The following is a 19442-nucleotide window of genomic DNA, read 5'->3' on the forward strand; positions in this document are numbered from 1 at the left end:
GCCATTTGCGGGCCGGCGCGGGCCGTGCCACCATGCAGACACCGCCGCTCGCACGACTATCAAAACCACTGAGCATGAACCGCCCCGATCCTGACCAACTGCTCGACAAGCTGCAGCGCGACGAAGAAAAACGCCAGCGCGGCCGGCTGAAGGTTTTCTTCGGCGCGTCGGCCGGCGTCGGCAAGACCTATGCGATGCTGCAGGCCGCGAGCCGCCGCCAGCAAGAAGGGGTCGACGTGCTGGTCGGCATCGCCGAAACGCATGGACGCAGCGATACCGCCGCGTTGCTCGCGGGGCTCGACGTGCTGCCGCTGGCGCAGATCGAGTATCGCGGCCGCAAGCTCGGCGAGTTCGATCTCGACGCCGCGCTCGCGCGCAAGCCGCAACTGATCCTCGTCGACGAACTCGCGCATTCGAACCTGCAGGGCGCGCGTCATCTGAAGCGCTGGCAGGACGTCTACGAACTGCTCGACGCGGGCATCGACGTTTATACGACCGTCAACGTGCAGCACCTGGAGAGCCTGAACGACGTGGTCGGCCAGATCACCGGCATCCGGGTGTGGGAGACCGTGCCCGATCGCGTGTTCGATCATGCCGACGAAGTCACGCTCGTCGATCTGCCGGCCGAGGAACTGCTCGACCGCATGCGCGACGGCAAGGTCTACATGGCGCAGCAGGCCGAGCGCGCGGTGCGCAACTTCTTTCGCAAGGGCAACCTGATCGCGCTGCGCGAACTCGCGCTGCGCCGCACCGCCGATCGGGTCGACGCGCAGATGCGCGAGTACCGCGCCGATCGGTCGATCCAGCGTATCTGGCAGGCGCGCGAGCGGCTGCTGGTGTGCGTCGGTCCTGGTCCCGAAGCGCCGGCGCTGGTACGCTCGGCGGCGCGCCTCGCCGCGAGCCTGAGGGCCGACTGGCTCGCGGTCTATGTCGAAACGCCCGCGTTGCAGCGCCTGCCCGACGCGCGCCGCGAACGCACGCTGAACGCGCTGAAGCTCGCCGCCGAGCTCGGCGCGGAAACCGCGACGCTCGCCGCCACCGATGAGCTCGACGCGTTGATCGGTTACGCGCAGGCGCGCAACGTATCGAAGCTGGTGGCGGGCGCATCGTCGCGCACGGGCGCGAGCCGCTGGCTGCGCCGGCCGCTGGGCGAGCGCATCGCCGAGAAGAGCGGCGATCTCGATCTCACGCTGATTCGCGTATCGTCGGAGCGCGACGGCGGCGAGCAGCGGCGGCTGTTGAACACGACCGCGAACGCGTGGCGCGAGGCGTTGAGCGCGGCCCGCGAGCGTCGCTCGCCGCCGCGCGCGTACGCGTACGCGCTCGCGATTGGTGCGGCGATCACGTTGCTGTCGAGCCAGTTGATCGACCGCATCGATCTGACCAACCTCGTGATGCTGTATCTGCTCGGCGTGATCTTCACCGCGGTGAAGCTCGGGCGCGGGCCGGGTGTCGTGCTGTCGTTCGCGAGCGTCGCCGCGTTCGATTTCTTCTTCGTGCCGCCGCGCATGTCGCTGTCGGTCTCCGACACGCAATACCTGCTGACGTTCTTCGGCATGCTGCTGACCTCGCTCGTGATCAGCCATCTGACTTCGAGCCTGCGCCACGAGGCGAGCGTCGCGCGACGCCGCGAGCAGCGCACCGGCGCGATGTACGAGATGGCGCGCGAGCTCGCCGCGGCGCTCGCGACCGAGCAGATCGTCGGCATCGGCACCCGGCACGTGAGCGAGGTGTTCGGCGCGCGTGTGGCGATCCTGCTGCCCGACAGCGCCGACCAGATCAAACAGAAGATCGAGGACCCCGACGCGGCGATCACGCTCGAAGGCGACGCGCTCGATCTCGACGTCGGCCAATGGGTCTACGATCAGCAGAAGCCGGCCGGCCACGGCACCGATACGCTGCCGGCCGCCGCGGCGCTGTATCTGCCGCTGAAGGCGCCGATGCGCACGCGCGGCGTGCTCGCGGTGGTCGTGCGTGACGAGCGCGAGCTGACCGTGCCCGAACAGCGCCGCATGCTCGATGCGTTCGCCGCGCAGATCGCGCTCGCGCTCGAACGGGTGCACTACGTCGATATCGCGCGCGATGCGCTCGTCAACATGGAGTCGGAGCGGCTGCGCAATTCGCTGCTGTCGGCGATTTCGCACGATCTGCGCACGCCGCTGACGACGATAGTCGGGTTTTCGTCGATGCTCGCACAGGGGCGGCAGGCGGGACAGGGGCGGACAGAAGGCGAGGCGAATGCTTCTTTGCGGCCCGACGCGCAATCCGCCGCGCGGCGTGACGACGAACTCGTCGACGCAATCCACGAAGAAGCGCTGCGCATGACCGGCATCGTCACGAATCTGCTCGACATGGCGCGCTTGCAGGCCGGCAGCCTGCAGCTGAACCAGCAATGGACGCTGCTCGAGGAGACCGTCGGCGCCGCGCTGCGCGCGTGCAAGCGTGTGCTCGCGGATCATCCGGTGCGGGTTACGCTGCCCGCCGATCTGCCGCTGCTGCATCTCGACGCGGTGTTGATGGAGCGCTTGTTCTCGAACCTGTTCGAGAACGCGGCCAAATACACGGCGTCCGGCACGCCGCTCGCGATCGGCGCGCAGCAGATCGACGCGGACGGCACGCCGTTCGTGCACATCACGATCGACGACAACGGCCCCGGCCTGCCCGCCGGCATGGAAGCGCGCGTGTTCGAGAAGTTCACGCGCGGCGAGAAGGAGTCGGCGAAACCAGGCATCGGCCTTGGGCTCGCGATCTGCCGCGCGATCGTCGAGGCACACGGCGGTACAATCGGCGCGCTCAACCGGCTGGCCGCGGATGGCCACGTCGAGGGCGCGCGCTTCTGGTTCACGCTGCCGGTCAAGACGCCGCCCGACGCACCCGAGACGTTTGATACGCTCGAAGACGAAGGCGCAGCCACCGACACCGACACCGCCGCCGACCTCAACCCGCTCACCCGCCCCGCCCATGAGTGACCTGAGCATCACCGTCGTTCTGATCGAAGACGAGAAGCAGATTCGCCGCTTCGTGCGCACGGCGCTCGAAGGCGAGGGCATCGCCGTGTACGACGCCGAGACCGGCAAGCAGGGGCTCGTCGAAGCGGCGACGCGCAAGCCCGATCTCGTGATCGTCGATCTGGGCCTGCCCGACACCGACGGCCTCGACGTGATCCGCGAGCTGCGCGGCTGGAGCGAGCTGCCGGTGATCGTGCTGTCGGCGCGTACCCAGGAAAGCGAAAAGGTCGCCGCGCTCGACGCCGGCGCCGACGATTACCTGACCAAGCCGTTCGGCGTGTCCGAGCTGCTTGCGCGGATCCGCGCGCATCTGCGGCGGCGCAATCACGGCGGCGCGAACGAATCGCCGCAGGTGCGCTTCGGTGCGGTCACCGTCGACCTCGCGCTGCGCCAGGTTACGCGCGACGGCGCCGCGGTTCATCTGACGCCGATCGAATACCGGCTGCTCGCGACGCTCGTGCGCCATGCGGGCCGCGTGCTCACGCACCGGCAGTTGCTGCGCGACGTGTGGGGGCCGTCGCACGTCGAGAGTCACCACTATCTGCGCATCTACATGGCGCATCTGCGCGGCAAGCTCGAGCGCGATCCGGCGCAGCCGGAGCATATCGTCACGGAGACGGGCGTCGGGTACCGGCTGGTGGGTGCGGTGTGAGTTCGTCCGCGATGCCGCTTCGTTATAATCTCCCGACGTAAGGACGATCTTGCGCCTGCATCAATCATCGGGGACGGCCCCATTTTTTCATGGAGCTGTGTCGATGTCCTGGTTTCTTCTCCTGATTGCCGGTCTGCTCGAAGTCGCGTGGGCGGCCGGTCTCAAAACTTCCGAAGGTTTCACCCGCTTGTGGCCGTCCGTCTTCACGGTCGTGACCGCGCTCGGCAGCTTCGTGCTGCTCGCGCTCGCGATGCGCCAGTTGCCGCTCGGCACAGCCTATGCTGTCTGGACAGGGATCGGCGCGGTCGGCGCGTTCATCTTCGGCGTCGTGATGATGGGCGAGGCGTTGACGGTCGCGCGCGTCGCCAGTGCGTCGCTGATCGTGATCGGCCTCGTCGGCCTGAAGCTGTCGTCGGGGCACTGACCGGGCGGCCACGTCCGCTCGGGGCGCGGCCGCCATTGCCTGCAAGCCACAGCGAAGGCTTCGCCGCTCTGCGTTCTGCGAATTATCGTAGCTATAATGAGACAGAAACGACCTTGAAATTGCCCGCGGCCTGGCTGGCGCGGCCAGCTTGGCGAGCCTGATGGCTTCGGCGCGGAACGCCCGCTCGTTCCCGCCGCGGCGCCTGGCACGCACTTAGCGCGTGGAGGCGGCCATGCTTGAATCACTTTCACTTGCAGCGGGCCTTTCATGGGGCAGCGGTCTGCGCCTCTATCTGACGGTCCTCCTGGCCGGCGTGTTCGAACGTCTTGGCCTGATTCACTTGCCGAACACATTGTCCGCGCTGTCATCGCCATGGGTGATCGGTGCGGCGGCCGTGCTGACGCTGGCCGAATTCTTCGCCGACAAGATCCCCGCGTTCGATTCGCTGTGGGATGCGATCCACACCTTCATCCGCATTCCGGCCGGCGCCGTGCTGGCCGCCGGCGCGCTCGGCCACGCCGATCCGACGCTACTGAGCGTTGCCGCGCTCGCGGGCGGCACGCTCGCCGGCACCGCGCATCTCGCGAAGGCGGGCACGCGCGCGCTGATCAACCTGTCGCCGGAGCCGGTGTCGAACCTCGTCACGTCGACCGCCGAGGACGGCCTCGTGGTCGGCGGCGTACTGCTTGCGCTGTTCGTGCCGCTCGTGTTTCTGGTCTTGATGGTAGGCTTCCTTCTGCTCGCGGCGTGGGCATTGCCGCGATTGTGGCGTGGCGTGCAGGGCGGTTTTCGCGGCATGGCCACGCACATGGTGTCGCGATTTGCGAGGAGCAGGCACGATTGAGCGAAGCACTACCAGGATCCAAGGCGGGTTCAAGAACGCGCGCCGACACGAGACCGGCGCGGCGGCTCGGCGGCATCGATCTGTTGCGCCAGGCCATGCGGATGACGGCGCGCGACTGGCGCGCGGGCGAACTGACGATGTTGCTGCTCGCGCTCGTGCTGGCGGTCGCGGCGTTGTCGAGCGTCGGGTTTCTGGGCGATCGGCTGCATCAGGGGCTCGAGCGCGATGCGCGGCGCATGATCGCCGCCGACTTCATCGTGCGCGCCGATCATCCGGTCGATCCGCAATTCGCCGCCGAGGCGCACGCCCTGGGCCTGCGCACCGCCACCACGGCGATCTTTCCCAGCATGATCAATTCGACCGGCGCGCAGCCGGCGTCGCGGCTCGCCGCCGTCAAGGCGGTGTCGCCCGGCTATCCGTTGCGCGGCGCGTTGCGCATCGCGGCGGCGCCCGGTGCGGCCGATCATCCGGCGACGTCCATTCCGGCGCCGGGCACCGTGTGGGTCGACCAGCAGTTGCTCGACGCGCTGAAGCTGAAGATCGGCGATGCGGTGAAGCTCGGCAATCGCAACTTCACGGTCGGCGCGCTGATCACGCGCGAGCTCGATCGCGGCTTTTCGTTCGTCAACTTTTCACCGCGCCTGATGCTGAATGCCGCTGACGTACCGTCGACGGGCCTGATCACCTATGGCAGCCGCGTCACGTACCGGCTGCTGGTCGCCGGTTCAGACGACGCGGTCGCGCGCTTCGCGCAGTTTGCGCATGAGCACGTCGACGGCGGCAAGCTGCGCGGCGTCGCGCTCGAGTCGCTGCAGGACGGCCAGCCGCAGGTGCGTCAGACGCTCGATCGCGCGGGCCATTTCCTGACGCTCGTGTCGCTGTTGACCGCGCTGCTCGCGGCCGTCGCGATCGCGATGGCCGCGCACCGCTATATGCGCCGGCATCTCGACGGCTGCGCGGCGATGCGCTGTCTCGGCGTGAGCCAGGCCGCGCTGCGCGCGCTGTTCACGCTCGAATTCGTCGGGCTGGGCGTACTCGGCGGCGTGCTCGGCGTGGCGCTCGGTTATCTCGGGCATCTCGCGCTGCTGACGTGGCTCGGCGGCCTGATCGACGTGGTGCTGCCGCAGCCGACGCTGTGGCCCGCGCTCGAAGGCATCGCGGCCGGCCTCGTGCTGCTGCTCGGCTTCGCGCTGCCGCCGCTGTTGCCGCTCACGCGCGTGCCGCCGGTGCGCGTGCTGCGGCGTGAATGGGGCGAGGAGGGACGCACTGCGTGGGCCGCCTACGCGGTCGGCATCGTGCTGTTCGCGGGGCTGCTGATACTCGCCGCGGGGGAATTGAAGCTCGGGGGCATCGTCGCGGGTGGATTCGCGGGCGGGCTGCTGGTGTTCGCCGGCATCGCGCGGCTCGCGTTGTGGGGCGCGGCGCGCGTGGTGCGCAGCGAGCGCGTCAATGCGGGCATCGGCTGGCGCTATGCGCTGGCGTCGCTCGAGCGGCGCAGCAGTACCAGCACGCTGCAGATCACCGCGCTCGGCATCGGCCTGATGTGCCTGCTGCTGATCGCGATGACGCGCAACGACCTCGTGCAGGGCTGGCGCAAATCGACCCCGCCCGATGCGCCCAACGAGTTCATCATCGACATCCAGCCCGATCAGCGCGACGCGGTCACGCAGTATCTGGACGCGCACGGCATCGCCGGCGCGGCGCTGTCGCCAATGGTGCGCGGGCGGCTCGTCGCGATCAACGGTAAGGCGGTCAATCCGGATTCGTTTAAGGGCGAGGATGCGCGGCGACTGGTCGACCGCGAGTTCAACCTGTCCTACACGACGCAACTGCCCGACGACAACCGGATCGCCGCGGGAACCTGGTTCGGCGAGACGACGAAGCCGCAGATCTCGATCGAGCAGGGTCTCGCGAAGCTGATCAACGTGAAGCCCGGCGACGTGCTGCGCTTCGACGTGACGGGGCTGACTGTCGAGGCGCCGGTGACGAGCGTGCGCAAGCTCGACTGGGGTTCTTTCAAGGTCAACTTCTTCGTGCTGATGCCGCCGGTTTCGTTGCAGGATTTTCCGGCGACTTTCATCACGAGCTTCCATCTGCCGGTGGAGAAACAGTCGACGATCGATGGCCTGATCGCCGCGTATCCGAATCTGACCGCGATCGATACCGGCCCGATCCTCGCGCAGGTGCAGCGCGTGTTGCAGCAGGTGATCGGCGCGGTGCAATTCCTGTTTGCGTTCACGCTCGCGGCCGGCGTGCTGGTGCTGTACGCGGCGCTCGCCGGCACGCGCGACGAGCGTATGCGAGAATCCGCGCTGCTGCGTGCGCTGGGCGCATCGCATCGTCAGGTGCGGTCGGTGCAGGTGTCCGAATTCGTCGCGGTCGGTGCGCTTGCCGGCCTGATGGCGGCGCTCGGCGCGCAGATCGTCGGCTCGATGCTGGCCACGCACGTGTTCGAGTTTTATCTGGACTTCGATCCGTGGCTCCTGCCGGTGGGCATTGCGGCCGGCATCGCGTGTGCCGGTGTCGGCGGGTGGCTGAGTTTGCGGCATGTGTTGGCGCGGCCGGCGCTCCAGTCGCTGCGCGACGCGTGAGTTTTCCTGGTGATGTCTTTTTGCTGTCGAGCAGGGTATGAGCGATTTGAACGACGAAGTGTCCTCGGACAAGCCGACGGCCTTCGAACTGGTGGGCGGCGAGTCGCGGGTGCGCGACCTGGTCGACCGGTTTTACGACCTGATGGATCTCGAGGCGGATTTCGCCGGGATTCGCGCGCTGCATCCGGGGTCGCTCGAGGGGTCGCGCGACAAGCTATTCTGGTTTTTGTGCGGCTGGCTCGGCGGTCCCGATCATTACATCGGCCGCTTTGGCCATCCCCGTCTGCGCGCGCGGCATCTGCCGTTCGCGATCGCGTCGAGCGAGCGTGATCAGTGGTTGAGGTGCATGGCATGGGCGATGGAGGATGTCGGCTTGCCGGAACCGCTGCGCGAGCGCCTGCTCGGTTCCTTCTTCGAAACCGCCGACTGGATGCGCAACCGCAATGGCTGACACGCCGCCGCACGCCACCTCGGCACCGTACTCGGTCGAAGCCGACTATGCGGCGCTTGCGCCGCGGGCGCGCGAGGTTCTCGACTGCTGGTTCGGCGCGCCGGGCACGCCGGAGCGCGGCACGGAGCGCAAGTTCTGGTTCAAGCGCGATGACGCCGTCGATACGATGCTGCGCGAACGTTTCGGTAAGCTGATCGATGCGGCGAACGCGGGTGAGCTCGACGCATGGCAGAGCACGCCGTTGGGTGCGTTGGCGCTCGTCATCGTGCTGGACCAGTTTTCCCGCAACTGCCATCGCAATACGCCGCGCGCCTTCTCGACCGACGGTAAGGCGCTGCAAACCGCGCAACGGATCATCGCGAGCGGCGCCGATCGGCTGTTGCCGGACGTGCAGCATCGCGCGTTCGCGTATCTGCCGTTCGAGCACGATGAAACGCTCGCGAGCCAGCAGGAGTCGCTGCGTCTGTTCAAACAGCTTGCGGCGGAGCCGGGCGGTGACGGCTACTATCAGTACGCGCTGCGCCACGCGAAAGCGATTGAACGATTTGGCCGCTTTCCACATCGCAACGGGTTGCTCGGACGTGAATCGAGCGACGAGGAGATCGCGTTCCTGCGCGAGCCCGGTTCGTCGTTCTGACTCGACGCGGACGCGCGCGCGAGGCACTCGGCCGGAGCGACGCGTTGCGCGGCTCTATTCGTCGCCGTGCAGCTTGCCCGCCATCGGCGTGCGCACGAAGACGCGCAACAGCTCATCCGAATCGCCCGGTCGCGCACCGGACCAGAACAGCCGCCATTCGCCGGCCGGCGGCCGCGCGTTGTCGCGGCGGCTTTCCTCGATCAGCCAGGTGCAGGCGGTCGTGCGCGGATCTTCGCTTGGCTGATGCACGATGCCCGTGTAGTAGAAGAGCATCGGCGCTTCGGATTCGCCGAGTCCGGAACTTGCCATGCAGTCGCCGTCGTTCCATTCGATATCCATCTTCGCGCCGAGGTCCCGGAACACCGAGCGGTAGCTTTTCGCGTAGTCGAGCCACGGCAGCAACAGCGTGCTGACGAGCCCCCAGACGAGCATCGCGCCCGCGCACCAGCTGAGCGCGCCGCGCCATTTGCCCGCGTACTTGAACGACGGCAACAGCCACAGCCAGCCGATCGTCAGCAGCAGCGCGCCGACGATCAGCGCGGGCGAAATCGGCAGCACCCAGTCGAGCGGCAGCCAGCGGCCGAGCAGATGCAGCGACGCATGCGTGCTCGCGGGGGTCGTCATGATCGACCAGACGATCCACACGAGCGCGGCCGCGCTGCCGAACAGCACTCGGCTAGTCATATCCCAGCCGGTATGCAGGTGCGCCGGCAAACGTTCGACGCCCTGCATCGCGACTAGCGCGAGCGGCGCGATGAACGGCAGGATGTATAGCTCGCGAACCGTCGCCGAGCTTTGCAGCACCGCGAAACCGATACCCGCGAACAGCACCGACAACGCGACGCGCGGATCGCGCCAGCGCCGCCATGCGCCACCGGCGAGCGCGGCCAGCGCGAGCGGTACGACCGGAAAGCCGACGCTCAGCACGGTGCGCAGTACGAACAGGTGGCTCTCGTTTTCGGAGCCGAGCTCGGCGACCGAAAAACCGAAGAAACGCCCGACGTTGTTATCCCACAGCCACACCTTGAAGAGTGCCGCTGAGCGCAGGTAGAAGCAGATCGGCCAGATCAGCGCGAACGGCGCGCAGACGAGCGCGGCGAGGACGAGCGCGCCGGCGAAGCCGCGGCTGCGGCATGCGGGATAGAGCAGCAGCGCCGCGCAGGTGGTGGCGCCGAACACGAGCGGTACGAACAGCCCCTTGGCGAGCAGCGACACGCCGACGCCCGCGCCGAACATCGTCGCGCCGCTGATGATCGCGTGACGCCGCTCGCGGGCATCGAGCGGTTTGGTGTGCCGGGCGGCTTGCGAGTGCATCGGTAAATACGACGCGGCGCGCGGGTCGTCACGCAAATGCACGAGTACGAGTTCGAACAGTCCGCAAAAGCCGAGCGCGGCGCCGGCCATCAGCGCGACGTCGGTCATCATGTCGTGCACGTGTTTGACGACGACGAGTGTGCCGCCGAACAGCGCGAGCGTGCCGATCACGCGCAGGTCGAACCAGCTCGACGCAGCGACCGCGCGACGCGCGACCCGCGCGGTGTAATACACCGTCAGGCCCGCGAACAGCGCACTCGCGAGCCGTGCCGCATCGTGCAGAGGCAGATAGCGGCCGAACATCCACGCGAGGCCCGTGGCGACCCAATCGTAGATCGGCGGCTTTTCGACGAAGGGCTGGCCGGCATTGGTCGGCACGACGAGGTCGCCGGTATCGAGCATGTGCTGGACGATGCCGAATGTGTAGGTTTCGTCCTGCTTCCACGGTTCGTGGCCGAGAATGCCGGGGGCGAGCCACGCGCACAGGATCGCCAGCGCGACCAGCCACAGCAGCGGGCGGATCGCCGCGAGCGCGCGCCAACGCTGCAGGCCGCGCGTTGCGCGGTCGGCAGAAACGGCGGAGCCCGATGGATGGGCGGTGTCGGCGCTGTATACCGCTGCGGCCGAAGCCGCGGGGTCCCCGGCCGCCGGCTGGGTCTGCGCGCCGGCAAACGGGTGCGCGGTGCTGGCGGAAAGCGAAGCCTCGTGCGTGCCACCTGCTGCAGCGGCCGAGGTCGGGGCCGTCGCGTTGGCACTGTGCGCGCGCCAGCGCGTGGACTGCTTGTGTTGCATGGAAGTCTCTGGTCAGCGTACGCGGCGGCGTTGGCCTCGTACTTATGCTTTGCTTACGTCGCCTGCGGATGCATACGATCTGGTCGATTGTAGCGCCGCATTATTACTGAAGATTACGCGCGAACGAACGCGCGCGCATTCGATGCGCGGCTGTGCCGGTTTCATGACAAATCGACCAGGGTTCGTGGGGAAGGAGGAGAGGGGGAGCGGGCTGGAAAGGCGCGGCCGTAGTGGACCGCGCCAAGTGTTTAAGGCTTGCGCCGCGTTGCGTGCGGCGTTCGCTCAGCGGCCGCCGGCGACGTCGAACAGCGCGCCCGTCACGTACGACGATGCGTCGCTGAGCAGCCACACGATGGCCTCGGCGACTTCGTCGGCGCGGCCGGGGCGGCCGAGCGGCGTGGTCGCGCCCAGTTGCGCGGCGCGCTCGGGCTTGCCGCCGCTCGCATGGATCTCGGTGTCGATCAGGCCCGGACGCACCGCGTTTACGCGCACGCCCTGCGGGCCGAGTTCTTTCGCGAGGCCGAGCGTCATCGTGTCGATTGCGCCTTTCGACCCCGCATAGTCGACGTATTCGTTCGGCGAACCGAGCCGCGCCGCCGCCGACGAAACATTGACGATCGCGCCGCCCGCGCCGCCGCGCTGGGTCGACATGCGCCGTGCCGCTTCCCGTGCGCACAGATAGGCGCCGAGCACGTTGACGTCGAACATGCGTTTCAGACGCGCGAAGTCCATATCGCGCGAGCTGGCTCGACGGCGCGACGATGCCCGCGTTGTTGACGAGCGCATCGATGCGGCCGAAGGATTGCTGCAGCGTATCGAACATGACGGTCACGTCGGCTTCGTTCGCGACATCGCCGGCGATCGGCACCGCGCGGCCGCCCGCGTGTTCGACCTCTGCGACCGTCTGCTGCGCGGCGGTGAGGTCACGCACGTAGTTCACGCCGACGCACCAGCCGCGCGCGCCAAGCAGACGCGCGGTGGCACGGCCAATGCCGCGGCTGCCGCCGGTGATCAGAACAGCTTTCGTCATCGCAACCTCGTCGTTGGGGTGGTGCGTGCGCGGCGCGCTTCGCTCGGGTTCGGCGGACCGGGGATTCAGATCGCGTCGCTTTGGACCGCCGCCCATTTGTCGCGCGCGGGCGGCGCGTAGTGTTGCAGCTTGCCGATCAACGCGAGCGGATCGGCGTCGATCTGCAGCATGTCGAGATAGGTCTTGCGCATGAAGCCTTCGTCGACCGTGTGCTGAAGCAGGTCGATCAGCGGCGCGTAGAAGCCGTCGGTGTTCAGGAGTGCAACCGGTTTGCCGTGGTAGCCGAGCTGCGCCCACGTGAAGACCTCGAACAGCTCCTCGAGCGTGCCCGCGCCGCCGGGCATCGCGACGAACGCATCGGACAGCTCGGCCATCATCTTCTTGCGATGATGCATGTCGGGCACCACGTGCAGTTCGGTCAGGCCGTTATGCCCCACTTCCTTGCTGACGAGCAGCTCGGGAATCACGCCGATCGCGCGGCCGCCTTCGGCCATCACGGTATCGGCGATCACGCCCATCAGCCCCACCTTGCCGCCGCCATAGACGAGCGCGAGATCGGCCTCGACCAGCGCACGGCCGAACGCGCGCGCCGCCTGCGCATACAACGGTTTGGCTCCCATCGAGGAGCCGCAATAGACACACACCGACTTCATGCTCAACTGTCCTTCGATTCGTTGCGAGGCGCGGCGCCTTCACGCGGCGGCAGGTAGTCGTAGAACTCGCGCTTGGGCAGCCTGCCCGATACGAGATCGTCGAACAGCTGCCGCGAACGGCCGCGCAGGTAGGGCGCCATCAGCGAGACGATCTGCACGCTGACCTGATGCAGCTCTTCGCGGATCGCTTCCTGCTCGTTGTATTTGCGCGGATTCATCACGAACTGATATGACAGCCAGTACGTGCCGATCACGCCGACGTTGGTCGCGATCACCTGCATTTCCTGCGGCGTCGCGACCATTTCGCCGTCGGCGACGAGCTGTTCGCAGAACTGGCTCGCGAAGCGCACCTTATGGCTGATGATCTGCTTGAAGTGCGTCTCGAGCGTGCGGTTGCGCGCGAGGAGGTCGTTCAGGTCGCGGTACAGGAAGCGGTAGCGCCACGTGAAATCGACCATGTACTGCAGATACGACCACATCTCGTCGATGGTCGCGCGATGGTCGTCGGGGAAACGCAGACGCTTCTCGATCTCCTGCTCGAACTGGCTGAAGATGCTGTTGATGATGTCGTCTTTGTTGCGGAAGTGGTAGTACAGGTTGCCTGGGCTGATTTCCATTTCCTCGGCGATCGTCGTCGTCGTGACGTTCGGCTCGCCGATTTCGTTGAACAGCTTCAACGACAGTTCGAGAATCCGTTCGCGCGTGCGGCGGGGAGGTTTGGCTTCCATGTCGTCCGGCCCTGGTTATGCCGGGCTGGGCGCGTGGCGGCGTGCCGCTGCTGCGTGTTCCACCCGGATGCGGTTGGTATATTGAGCTCTCCCGAACCCGCCGACACGCGGCGGGCCCCCCGAAAGGGCAGGATGAGGCGAGGCGCGGATCCGTTTGCGCGAGCGCTTTCCTGTGAGACCGTCAAACGATTATAAACCGAGCGTTCTAATACCCAACCGCCTGCGCGGATTTTCATCCTGTGGGGCGTGGCGAAGCGTGCGCTTCGACCCGCATCGAACCTCAAAGCCACGCGCGAACCCAGCCGACGACCAGCGGCCCGACGATGACTCCCCACGTCATCACACACATGCCGAGCGCGACCATCACGGCCGCACTGCCGAGATCCTTCGCGCGGCGCGACAACTCGTGACGTTCGAGCGAGATCCGGTCGATTGCCGCTTCGACGCTCGAATTGAGCAGCTCGACGATCAGCACGAGCAGCACCGAGCCGAGCAGCAACACGCGCGACACGGGATCGACGGGCACGACGAGGCCGCACGGAATCAGGATCGCGGCCAACGTGAGTTCCTGACGAAACGCGCTTTCCTCGCGAATCGCAACGCGAAAACCGGCCAGCGAGTTTTTCATCGCGTGCCATGCGCGCGTGAGGCCGCGGTTGCCTTTGTAGGGGTTGAAGGGCAGCGGGGCGAGCGGGTCGTCGGGGCTGAGCGGTTCGTTGGGGGCGTCGTGGCTTGAGTCGTGAGTCGTGTCCTGGGTGGCGTCAGGTTGCACGCCACCCGCGACGCTGGCGCCGCCGGTCGTGGTCCTCGCGCCGTTCACCCGATGCACGGTATCCGCATGCCCGGTCATACCCGGCTCGCGTACGTCGTCGAACGGTTCGATGCTGGTGGTGTCGCGGGTGGACTCGACGGCGCGCAGTGCGCCGTTCGACGCGCCTTCGGCGCTGGATCGACTGCTTCGCATGGATGGCTCCGCGCGCCGCATCACGCAGCGGCGCTTTCCTCACGATACGCCGTATCGCGCAGCGGCTTCAGATGCGCGGCGAATTGTGCGGACGCCGCTGCCCACGAGAAGCGCTCGGCCCATGCGCGCGCATGCGACCGATCGATCTTCAGTGCCTCCAGACACGCTTCGCGCAGATCCTCGTGCATTGCACCGGCGCCGCCGTCGCCGAGCACGTCGATCGGGCCGGTGACCGGATAAGCGGCCACCGGCGTGCCGCATGCGAGCGCTTCGAGCAGCACGAGTCCGAACGTGTCGGTGCGGCTCGGAAACACGAAGACGTCGGCGGCCGCGTAGACCTTCGCGAGTTCGGCCTGCGACAGCACGCCCAGATAGTTGACCTGCGGATAGCGCGACTTCAGTTCGGCGAGCGCTGGACCTTCGCCCGCGACCCACTTCGAGCCGGGCAGGTCGAGCTGCAGGAATGCCTCGACGTTCTTCTCGACCGCCACGCGTCCCACGTACAGGAAGATCGGCCGCGCGGTGTCGAGCACCTTCGAGTCCATCGGGCGGAAGATTTCGAGATCGACGCCGCGCGTCCACAGCACGACGTTCGTGAAGCCGAACTTCTCGAGGTCCTGCTTGACGACGGGGGTCGGCGCCATTACCGCGAGCGACGGCTTGTGGAACCAGTGCAGAAACCTGTAGGTCGCCGCGAGCGGGATGCGAAAGCGCGCCTGCACGTACTCGGGAAAGCGCGTGTGATACGCGGTCGTGAACGGTAGCTTGTGGTCGAGCGCATACGCGCGCGCGGCCATGCCCAGCGGACCTTCGGTCGCGATGTGCAACGCGTCGGGCGCGAAACGGTCGATGCGCTCGCGCAGCCGGCGGCGCGGCAGCAACGACAGGCGTATCTCCGGGTAAGTCGGGCACGGGATGGTGCGGAATTCGAGCGGCGTCAGCAGATCGACCTGATGGCCGAGCGCGGTGAGTTCGCGCCGGGTGTTCTTCAGCGTGCGTACGACACCGTTGACCTGCGGCTCCCATGCGTCGGTGACGATCATGATCTTCATCGCGTTGTTCATCGCTGCGGGCCCTGTGGAAGTGGAGAGTGGAAGTGCTCAGGCAGTGGCGCGGGCTTTTTGCGTGCCCGCCTGGGGCGCGCGCAGCGCAGTCCAGAAGATCACCTTGAGCTCGCCTTCATAAGTCTCGACGAGCGCCGACAGACTCTCGACCCAATCGCCATCGTTGCAATAGAGCACGCCATCGATCTCGCGCATCTCGGCCTTGTGGATGTGGCCGCAGACGACGCCGTCGCAGCCGCGGCGACGCGCTTCGTCGGTCATTACGCGTTCGAACGACGAGATGAAGTTGACCGCGTTCTTGACCTGATGCTTCAGGTATTGCGACAGCGACCAGTACGGAAATCCGAGCTTGCTGCGAATGCGGTTGAACCAGCGGTTCAGCACGAGGATCATCGTGTACAGCGTGTCGCCGAGATAGGCGAGCCATTTCGCGTGCTGGATCACGCCGTCGAACAGATCGCCGTGCACGATCCACAGCCGCTTGCCGGCGAGCGTCGTGTGGAACGCTTCGCCGCGTACGTGGATGTCGCCGAACGCGAGGTCGCAGAACTGGCGCGCGGCTTCGTCGTGATTGCCGGGCACGTAGATGACCTGGGTGCCTTTGCGCGCTTTGCGCAGCACTTTCTGCACGACGTCGTTGTGCGCCTGCGGCCAGTACCAGCCTTTCTTCAACTGCCAGCCGTCGATGATGTCACCGACGAGGTACAGGTACTCCGATTCGTTGTGGCGTAGGAAGTCGAGCAGATATCCCGCCTGGCAGCCGCTCGAGCCGAGATGGATATCCGAGAGCCAGATCGTGCGATAGCGATGCGGATCGTCGTGGCCGTCATCGGGATGATCGGCGCGGGCATCGAGTGATGGCGTCGCGGGCAGCGGCAGGCCGTGTTGAGTAGAACCCGGAGCGGGCCGGAACGCGACGGGGTCGACGCTCGGTCCGGTTTGACGAAACAGGGAAGTCGCGGACGTATTGGGGTCCATGGCTCACGCGTCGAGTGGCGGTGCCCGTATTGGGCCGGGTGCGCGTGACTGCGGCGTGACAGTCATGAGAAGTTCTTATTACGGAGGGGCCTTGGCGGGGCCTGTTTTTTCGTTGTTCTGGCTTTGTTGGCCTTTCCTTGTTGTCTTATCGGTCTATTAGCGTTGCCCCTGTGCGGGGCGGCACCTACTTTCTTTGCTGCTGCAAAGAAAGTAGGCAAAGAAGACAGCTAAAACCGCAAACTTTTAAGCGGGTCCCCTGGCTTGGAGGGGGTAGTGGTGCATCTGGAATCCGGGCCCCCGCACATTCCGCCGTTCGTGACAAAGCCGTCATCCCTCCCACTCCGCACTACGTGCGTCGCGGACGGGTCTGCCTGGGAAACCAATGGTTTTGCCCGCGCAGCGGGGGCCGTCGGCTGCGCCTCGGCGATGCGCCGAAACCACCAGTGGGTTTTGAACGGGGTTTCGGTGCGCGTAGCGCCGCCGGAAGAATGACAGCCTTGTCACTAGCGCGGAATGTGCGGGAGCACGGATTCCAGATGCACCACTACCTCACGCGGACCGAGGGACCCGCTTAAGAGTTGGCGGTTTTAGCTGTCTTCTTTGCCTACTTTCTTTGCAGCAGCAAAGAAAGTAGGTGCCGCCCCGCACAGGGGCAACGCTAATAGACCGATAAGTCAGCAAGGAAAGGCCAACAAAGCCAGAACAACGAAAAAAGCCCCGCCCTGCAAGGGGCAACTCCAATAGACCGATGACCGATAACAAAGCAAGGAAAGGCCAACACCGCATTCGGCCCATCGCCCACGCGCGCTAGCGCCCAACCGCTACCACCCGCGTCCCCGCGAGCCGATCATGCAAAAACTGCCGCTGCGGATCAAAACGCCCACTCGCGGCCCACACCACGAACCAGACGCCCGCAATAACAAGCGTCTGCGGCACCCGCAACCCAAGAAGTGGATGCAACGCCAGCGGCGGCAAAAACCACAACCAGGCGAACACATACCGCGCAATCGCCCGCCCAACCGAAACCGGCGCGCCATCAGCGCCAACAACCCGTAATCGCCAGGTTTTCATCGGCAGCGTCTGGCCGCCGTGCGTCCAGAACCAGACGAAGTACACGCCAACCACGAGGCCGATCCAGCCGGCGAGCAGGTTGTGATGCGCGAGCCCGTTACGCTGCTGCGTCAGCGTGCTGAACAGATAGCCGGCGACAAACACGACGCCGAACAGAATGACCGCTTCGTAGAGCAGTGCCGCGAGCCGTCGCCGGACGGTGGGCGCCGTGCCGCCGGGTGCGGCGGCAGGCAGGCTGGGGGTGGCGAGCGGCTGGGACACGTAATGGGTTCGGGGTCGGAATCAGGAGCCGTGGAAGATTGCCGGCGCTTCGGCAGGCGACACGGGCACCGGCGTCGCCGGTACGAAGCTGCCCGCCGCCGGAATCGCAGGCGTTGCCGGCAGCGAGGCCGCGGCCGGCGCGGAGGCAGCCGGCGCGGCGCTCGCCGCCGCGGCAGCACTGGCGCCGTGCTCGCGCGCATTCACGAACCGGTCGATGCCCTTGATCTCGTTGCGAGCCGATGGCGGCGCGCTGACGACGCTGGGGCGACGCTTGCGTTCGCTCGCGGCGAGCCGCTCCTTCGTTTCTTCGGGCAGCTGTTGGTACGCTTTCCACGCGTTCTGGCGCGCTTCGCGCGGCAACTCCTTCGAAACCTGGTAGTTTTCGCGCGCGACGCGGCGCTGATCGGGCGTCATGCGCACCCATTCGCTCATGCGCTCATGCAGACGCTTTTGCGCATCCGGCGACATCTTTGCGTATCGCGACGCAATCTTGATCCACTTTCGCTTGCGTTCGTCGCTAAACGAATCCCATTGCGATGCGAATGGGGCCAGCGCGGCGTGGTCGGCGGCGCTCAGGCGTGACCACGCGAGGGGGCTATTGCTGCCCGGCAGGCCGGGCAATTCGACGGAAAGTGCGGGGGCGGGCGCGGGCGCGGCGACGTTGACGCCGGGCGACGGATTGCCCGCCGACGATGGGCTCGGGTGAAAGCGCGGATAGGTCGCGACAAACGACACCAGGGCCGCGATCGCGCATCCGAAAACAACGGCCAGGCCGCGCTTGTAACTCACCCGAGGAATCTCCCGCTCAGTGGGCGCGTGAAAGATACGCGTTGAAGCCGTGGTCGAGATAGGCATTGAGCGGCAGGTCGTCGCTTAGCATGGCGGCATCGATGTCGGCAAGTTCGGCGGTGCGCTGGTGATCTTCCCAGTACGCGATGCCGATCAGGCTCACGACCAGCGCGGCCAGCGGCCACGCGAGCGCGAAGCGGCGCAGCGGCCAGCGGCGGCGCGGCTCGAAGCCTCCCTGCGGTAGCCCCGCCATCCCGGCCGGCATGCCGGCGAACGCAGGCACGAACACCGGCGCGCTGACGGCTTCGGGCTTTTTGCGCGCCAACGCGGCACGACGCGCGGCAGCGAGCCGGTCGACGGTGGCGGGAGGGAGGCTGGCGGTGGTTTCGTCGAGCGCGCGGCGCAGTTGACGCGCAAACTCGAGTTCTGTGTTTTCAAGGGAGCTCATAGCGTGATTCCTTTCGCCTTGAGCGCTTGCGCCAGCGTGTGAGTGGCCCGGGAGCAGTGCGTTTTCACGCTGCCTTCGGAGCAGCCCATTGCGGCGGCAGTCTCGGCGACATCCATATCCTCCCAATAACGCATGAGAAACGCCTCCCGTTGACGTGCCGGTAATTTCTGGATCTCGTTGTCGATCGACTGCAGGACCTGCTCTCGTTCGAGCTTCTGTTCGTTGCTCTCGGCGCCAGCCGAACCCGCCTCGGCCTCGAGGGTTTCCAGCGGATCGAACTCGTCGTCGTCGGCATTGCCGAGCGACGAGAATAGACTAACCCAAGTGTTGCGTACTTTGGCACGGCGGAAATAGTCGTGCGTCGCATTCTGCAGAATACGCTGAAACAGCAGCGGTAGCTCGGCCGCCGGACGGTCGCCGTATTTCTCGGCGAGCTTGATCATCGCGTCTTGCACGATGTCGAGGGACGCGTCGTCGTCCCGCACGGCGTAGACCGTCTGCTTGAATGCGCGCCTTTCGACGCCCGCCAGAAAATCGGCGAGTTCCTTGTCTGATGCCATCCGGTTGGGGTCGGCGCAGCAAGCGTGCGCGTAATCGGTCGAAAAATGTCGTAAAACTCGCGGATGCTAACAAACTTTTGCTCCGATAGGGTGAAACCTGCTCAAGCTTGCATTTGCATGACGGTCGACATTCCGTCCGATCGCGCGCTCTTACGCGCGAGCCAAATGGCAATATTTTCTTGA

17 protein-coding genes and 1 pseudogene are annotated in these 19442 nt (G+C 66.4%); 7 read left to right on the plus strand and 11 right to left on the minus strand.

Going from position 1 to position 19442, the window contains the following annotated elements:
- The first annotated feature begins 74 nt into the window (after positions 1–74).
- From OKW37_RS09355 to OKW37_RS09385, 7 genes are all read left to right on the plus strand, one after another.
- Positions 75–2969 carry a DUF4118 domain-containing protein gene (locus OKW37_RS09355; RefSeq protein ID WP_429406840.1) on the plus strand — a complete coding sequence of 965 codons (2895 nt, stop codon included), beginning with the start codon at positions 75–77 and terminating at the stop codon, positions 2967–2969.
- Positions 2962–3660: a two-component system response regulator KdpE gene (gene kdpE / locus OKW37_RS09360; protein ID WP_176109149.1), complete on the plus strand. Its 699-nt coding sequence runs from the start codon at positions 2962–2964 to the stop codon at positions 3658–3660. Before OKW37_RS09355 ends, kdpE begins: the two co-directional genes overlap by 8 nt.
- 103 nt (positions 3661–3763) lie before the next feature.
- Positions 3764–4084, plus strand: a complete 321-nt coding sequence (gene sugE / locus OKW37_RS09365; protein WP_090805648.1) for a quaternary ammonium compound efflux SMR transporter SugE — start codon at positions 3764–3766, stop codon at positions 4082–4084.
- Positions 4085–4316: 232 nt separating this feature from the next.
- On the plus strand, positions 4317–4928 hold the full coding sequence (locus OKW37_RS09370) for a DUF4126 domain-containing protein (protein ID WP_184059364.1): 612 nt from the start codon (positions 4317–4319) through the stop codon (positions 4926–4928).
- Positions 4929–5029: 101 nt separating this feature from the next.
- On the plus strand, positions 5030–7519 hold the full coding sequence (locus OKW37_RS09375) for an ABC transporter permease (RefSeq protein WP_429509920.1): 2490 nt from the start codon (positions 5030–5032) through the stop codon (positions 7517–7519).
- A 37-nt stretch (positions 7520–7556) separates the two neighbouring features.
- A complete protein-coding gene (locus OKW37_RS09380) occupies positions 7557–7970 on the plus strand; it encodes a group II truncated hemoglobin (protein WP_429356871.1) in 414 nt (137 codons plus the stop codon).
- A complete protein-coding gene (locus tag OKW37_RS09385; protein ID WP_429406836.1) occupies positions 7963–8607 on the plus strand; it encodes a DUF924 family protein in 645 nt (214 codons plus the stop codon). Before OKW37_RS09380 ends, OKW37_RS09385 begins: the two co-directional genes overlap by 8 nt.
- A gap of 54 nt (positions 8608–8661) precedes the next feature.
- Here OKW37_RS09385 and OKW37_RS09390 read toward each other — a convergent pair whose 3' ends face one another.
- The 11 genes and pseudogenes from OKW37_RS09390 to OKW37_RS09440 all read right to left on the minus strand — a co-directional run bounded on the left by OKW37_RS09390 (position 8662) and on the right by OKW37_RS09440 (position 19259).
- Positions 8662–10713 (minus strand): ArnT family glycosyltransferase, encoded by a 2052-nt coding sequence (locus OKW37_RS09390; protein ID WP_429406834.1) that lies wholly within the window; start codon positions 10711–10713, stop codon positions 8662–8664.
- Between the two features lie 282 nt (positions 10714–10995).
- Positions 10996–11743, minus strand: a pseudogene (locus tag OKW37_RS09395) (SDR family oxidoreductase).
- 65 nt (positions 11744–11808) lie between these two features.
- Entirely contained in the window at positions 11809–12396 is a 588-nt protein-coding gene (locus OKW37_RS09400; protein ID WP_429406830.1) for a TIGR00730 family Rossman fold protein, read from the minus strand.
- Between the two features lie 2 nt (positions 12397–12398).
- The gene (locus OKW37_RS09405; protein ID WP_090803741.1) at positions 12399–13124 is read right to left on the minus strand and encodes a TetR/AcrR family transcriptional regulator; all 726 of its coding nucleotides are present in this window, start codon (positions 13122–13124) and stop codon (positions 12399–12401) included.
- A gap of 280 nt (positions 13125–13404) precedes the next feature.
- A complete protein-coding gene (locus OKW37_RS09410) occupies positions 13405–14088 on the minus strand; it encodes a diacylglycerol kinase (RefSeq protein WP_429406828.1) in 684 nt (227 codons plus the stop codon).
- 20 nt (positions 14089–14108) lie between these two features.
- On the minus strand, positions 14109–15140 hold the full coding sequence (locus OKW37_RS09415) for a glycosyltransferase family 4 protein (RefSeq protein WP_429408451.1): 1032 nt from the start codon (positions 15138–15140) through the stop codon (positions 14109–14111).
- A gap of 48 nt (positions 15141–15188) precedes the next feature.
- A complete protein-coding gene (locus OKW37_RS09420) occupies positions 15189–16130 on the minus strand; it encodes a UDP-2,3-diacylglucosamine diphosphatase (RefSeq protein WP_090803742.1) in 942 nt (313 codons plus the stop codon).
- A gap of 807 nt (positions 16131–16937) precedes the next feature.
- Entirely contained in the window at positions 16938–17462 is a 525-nt protein-coding gene (locus OKW37_RS09425) for an RDD family protein (protein ID WP_184045892.1), read from the minus strand.
- Positions 17463–17483: 21 nt separating this feature from the next.
- Entirely contained in the window at positions 17484–18251 is a 768-nt protein-coding gene (locus OKW37_RS09430; RefSeq protein WP_184059348.1) for a DUF3106 domain-containing protein, read from the minus strand.
- Positions 18252–18267: 16 nt separating this feature from the next.
- Complete coding sequence (locus tag OKW37_RS09435) at positions 18268–18699, minus strand: DUF3619 family protein (RefSeq protein ID WP_184045896.1); 432 nt, start codon at positions 18697–18699, stop codon at positions 18268–18270.
- Positions 18696–19259, minus strand: a complete 564-nt coding sequence (locus tag OKW37_RS09440; protein ID WP_184059344.1) for an RNA polymerase sigma factor — start codon at positions 19257–19259, stop codon at positions 18696–18698. The genes OKW37_RS09435 and OKW37_RS09440 overlap by 4 nt, the downstream gene beginning before the upstream one ends.
- Positions 19260–19442 lie beyond the last annotated feature (183 nt).

Origin of the sequence: Paraburkholderia sp. MM5482-R2 (genome assembly GCF_050436125.1) — a bacterium.
Taxonomy (GTDB): Bacteria; Pseudomonadota; Gammaproteobacteria; order Burkholderiales; family Burkholderiaceae; genus Paraburkholderia; species Paraburkholderia tuberum.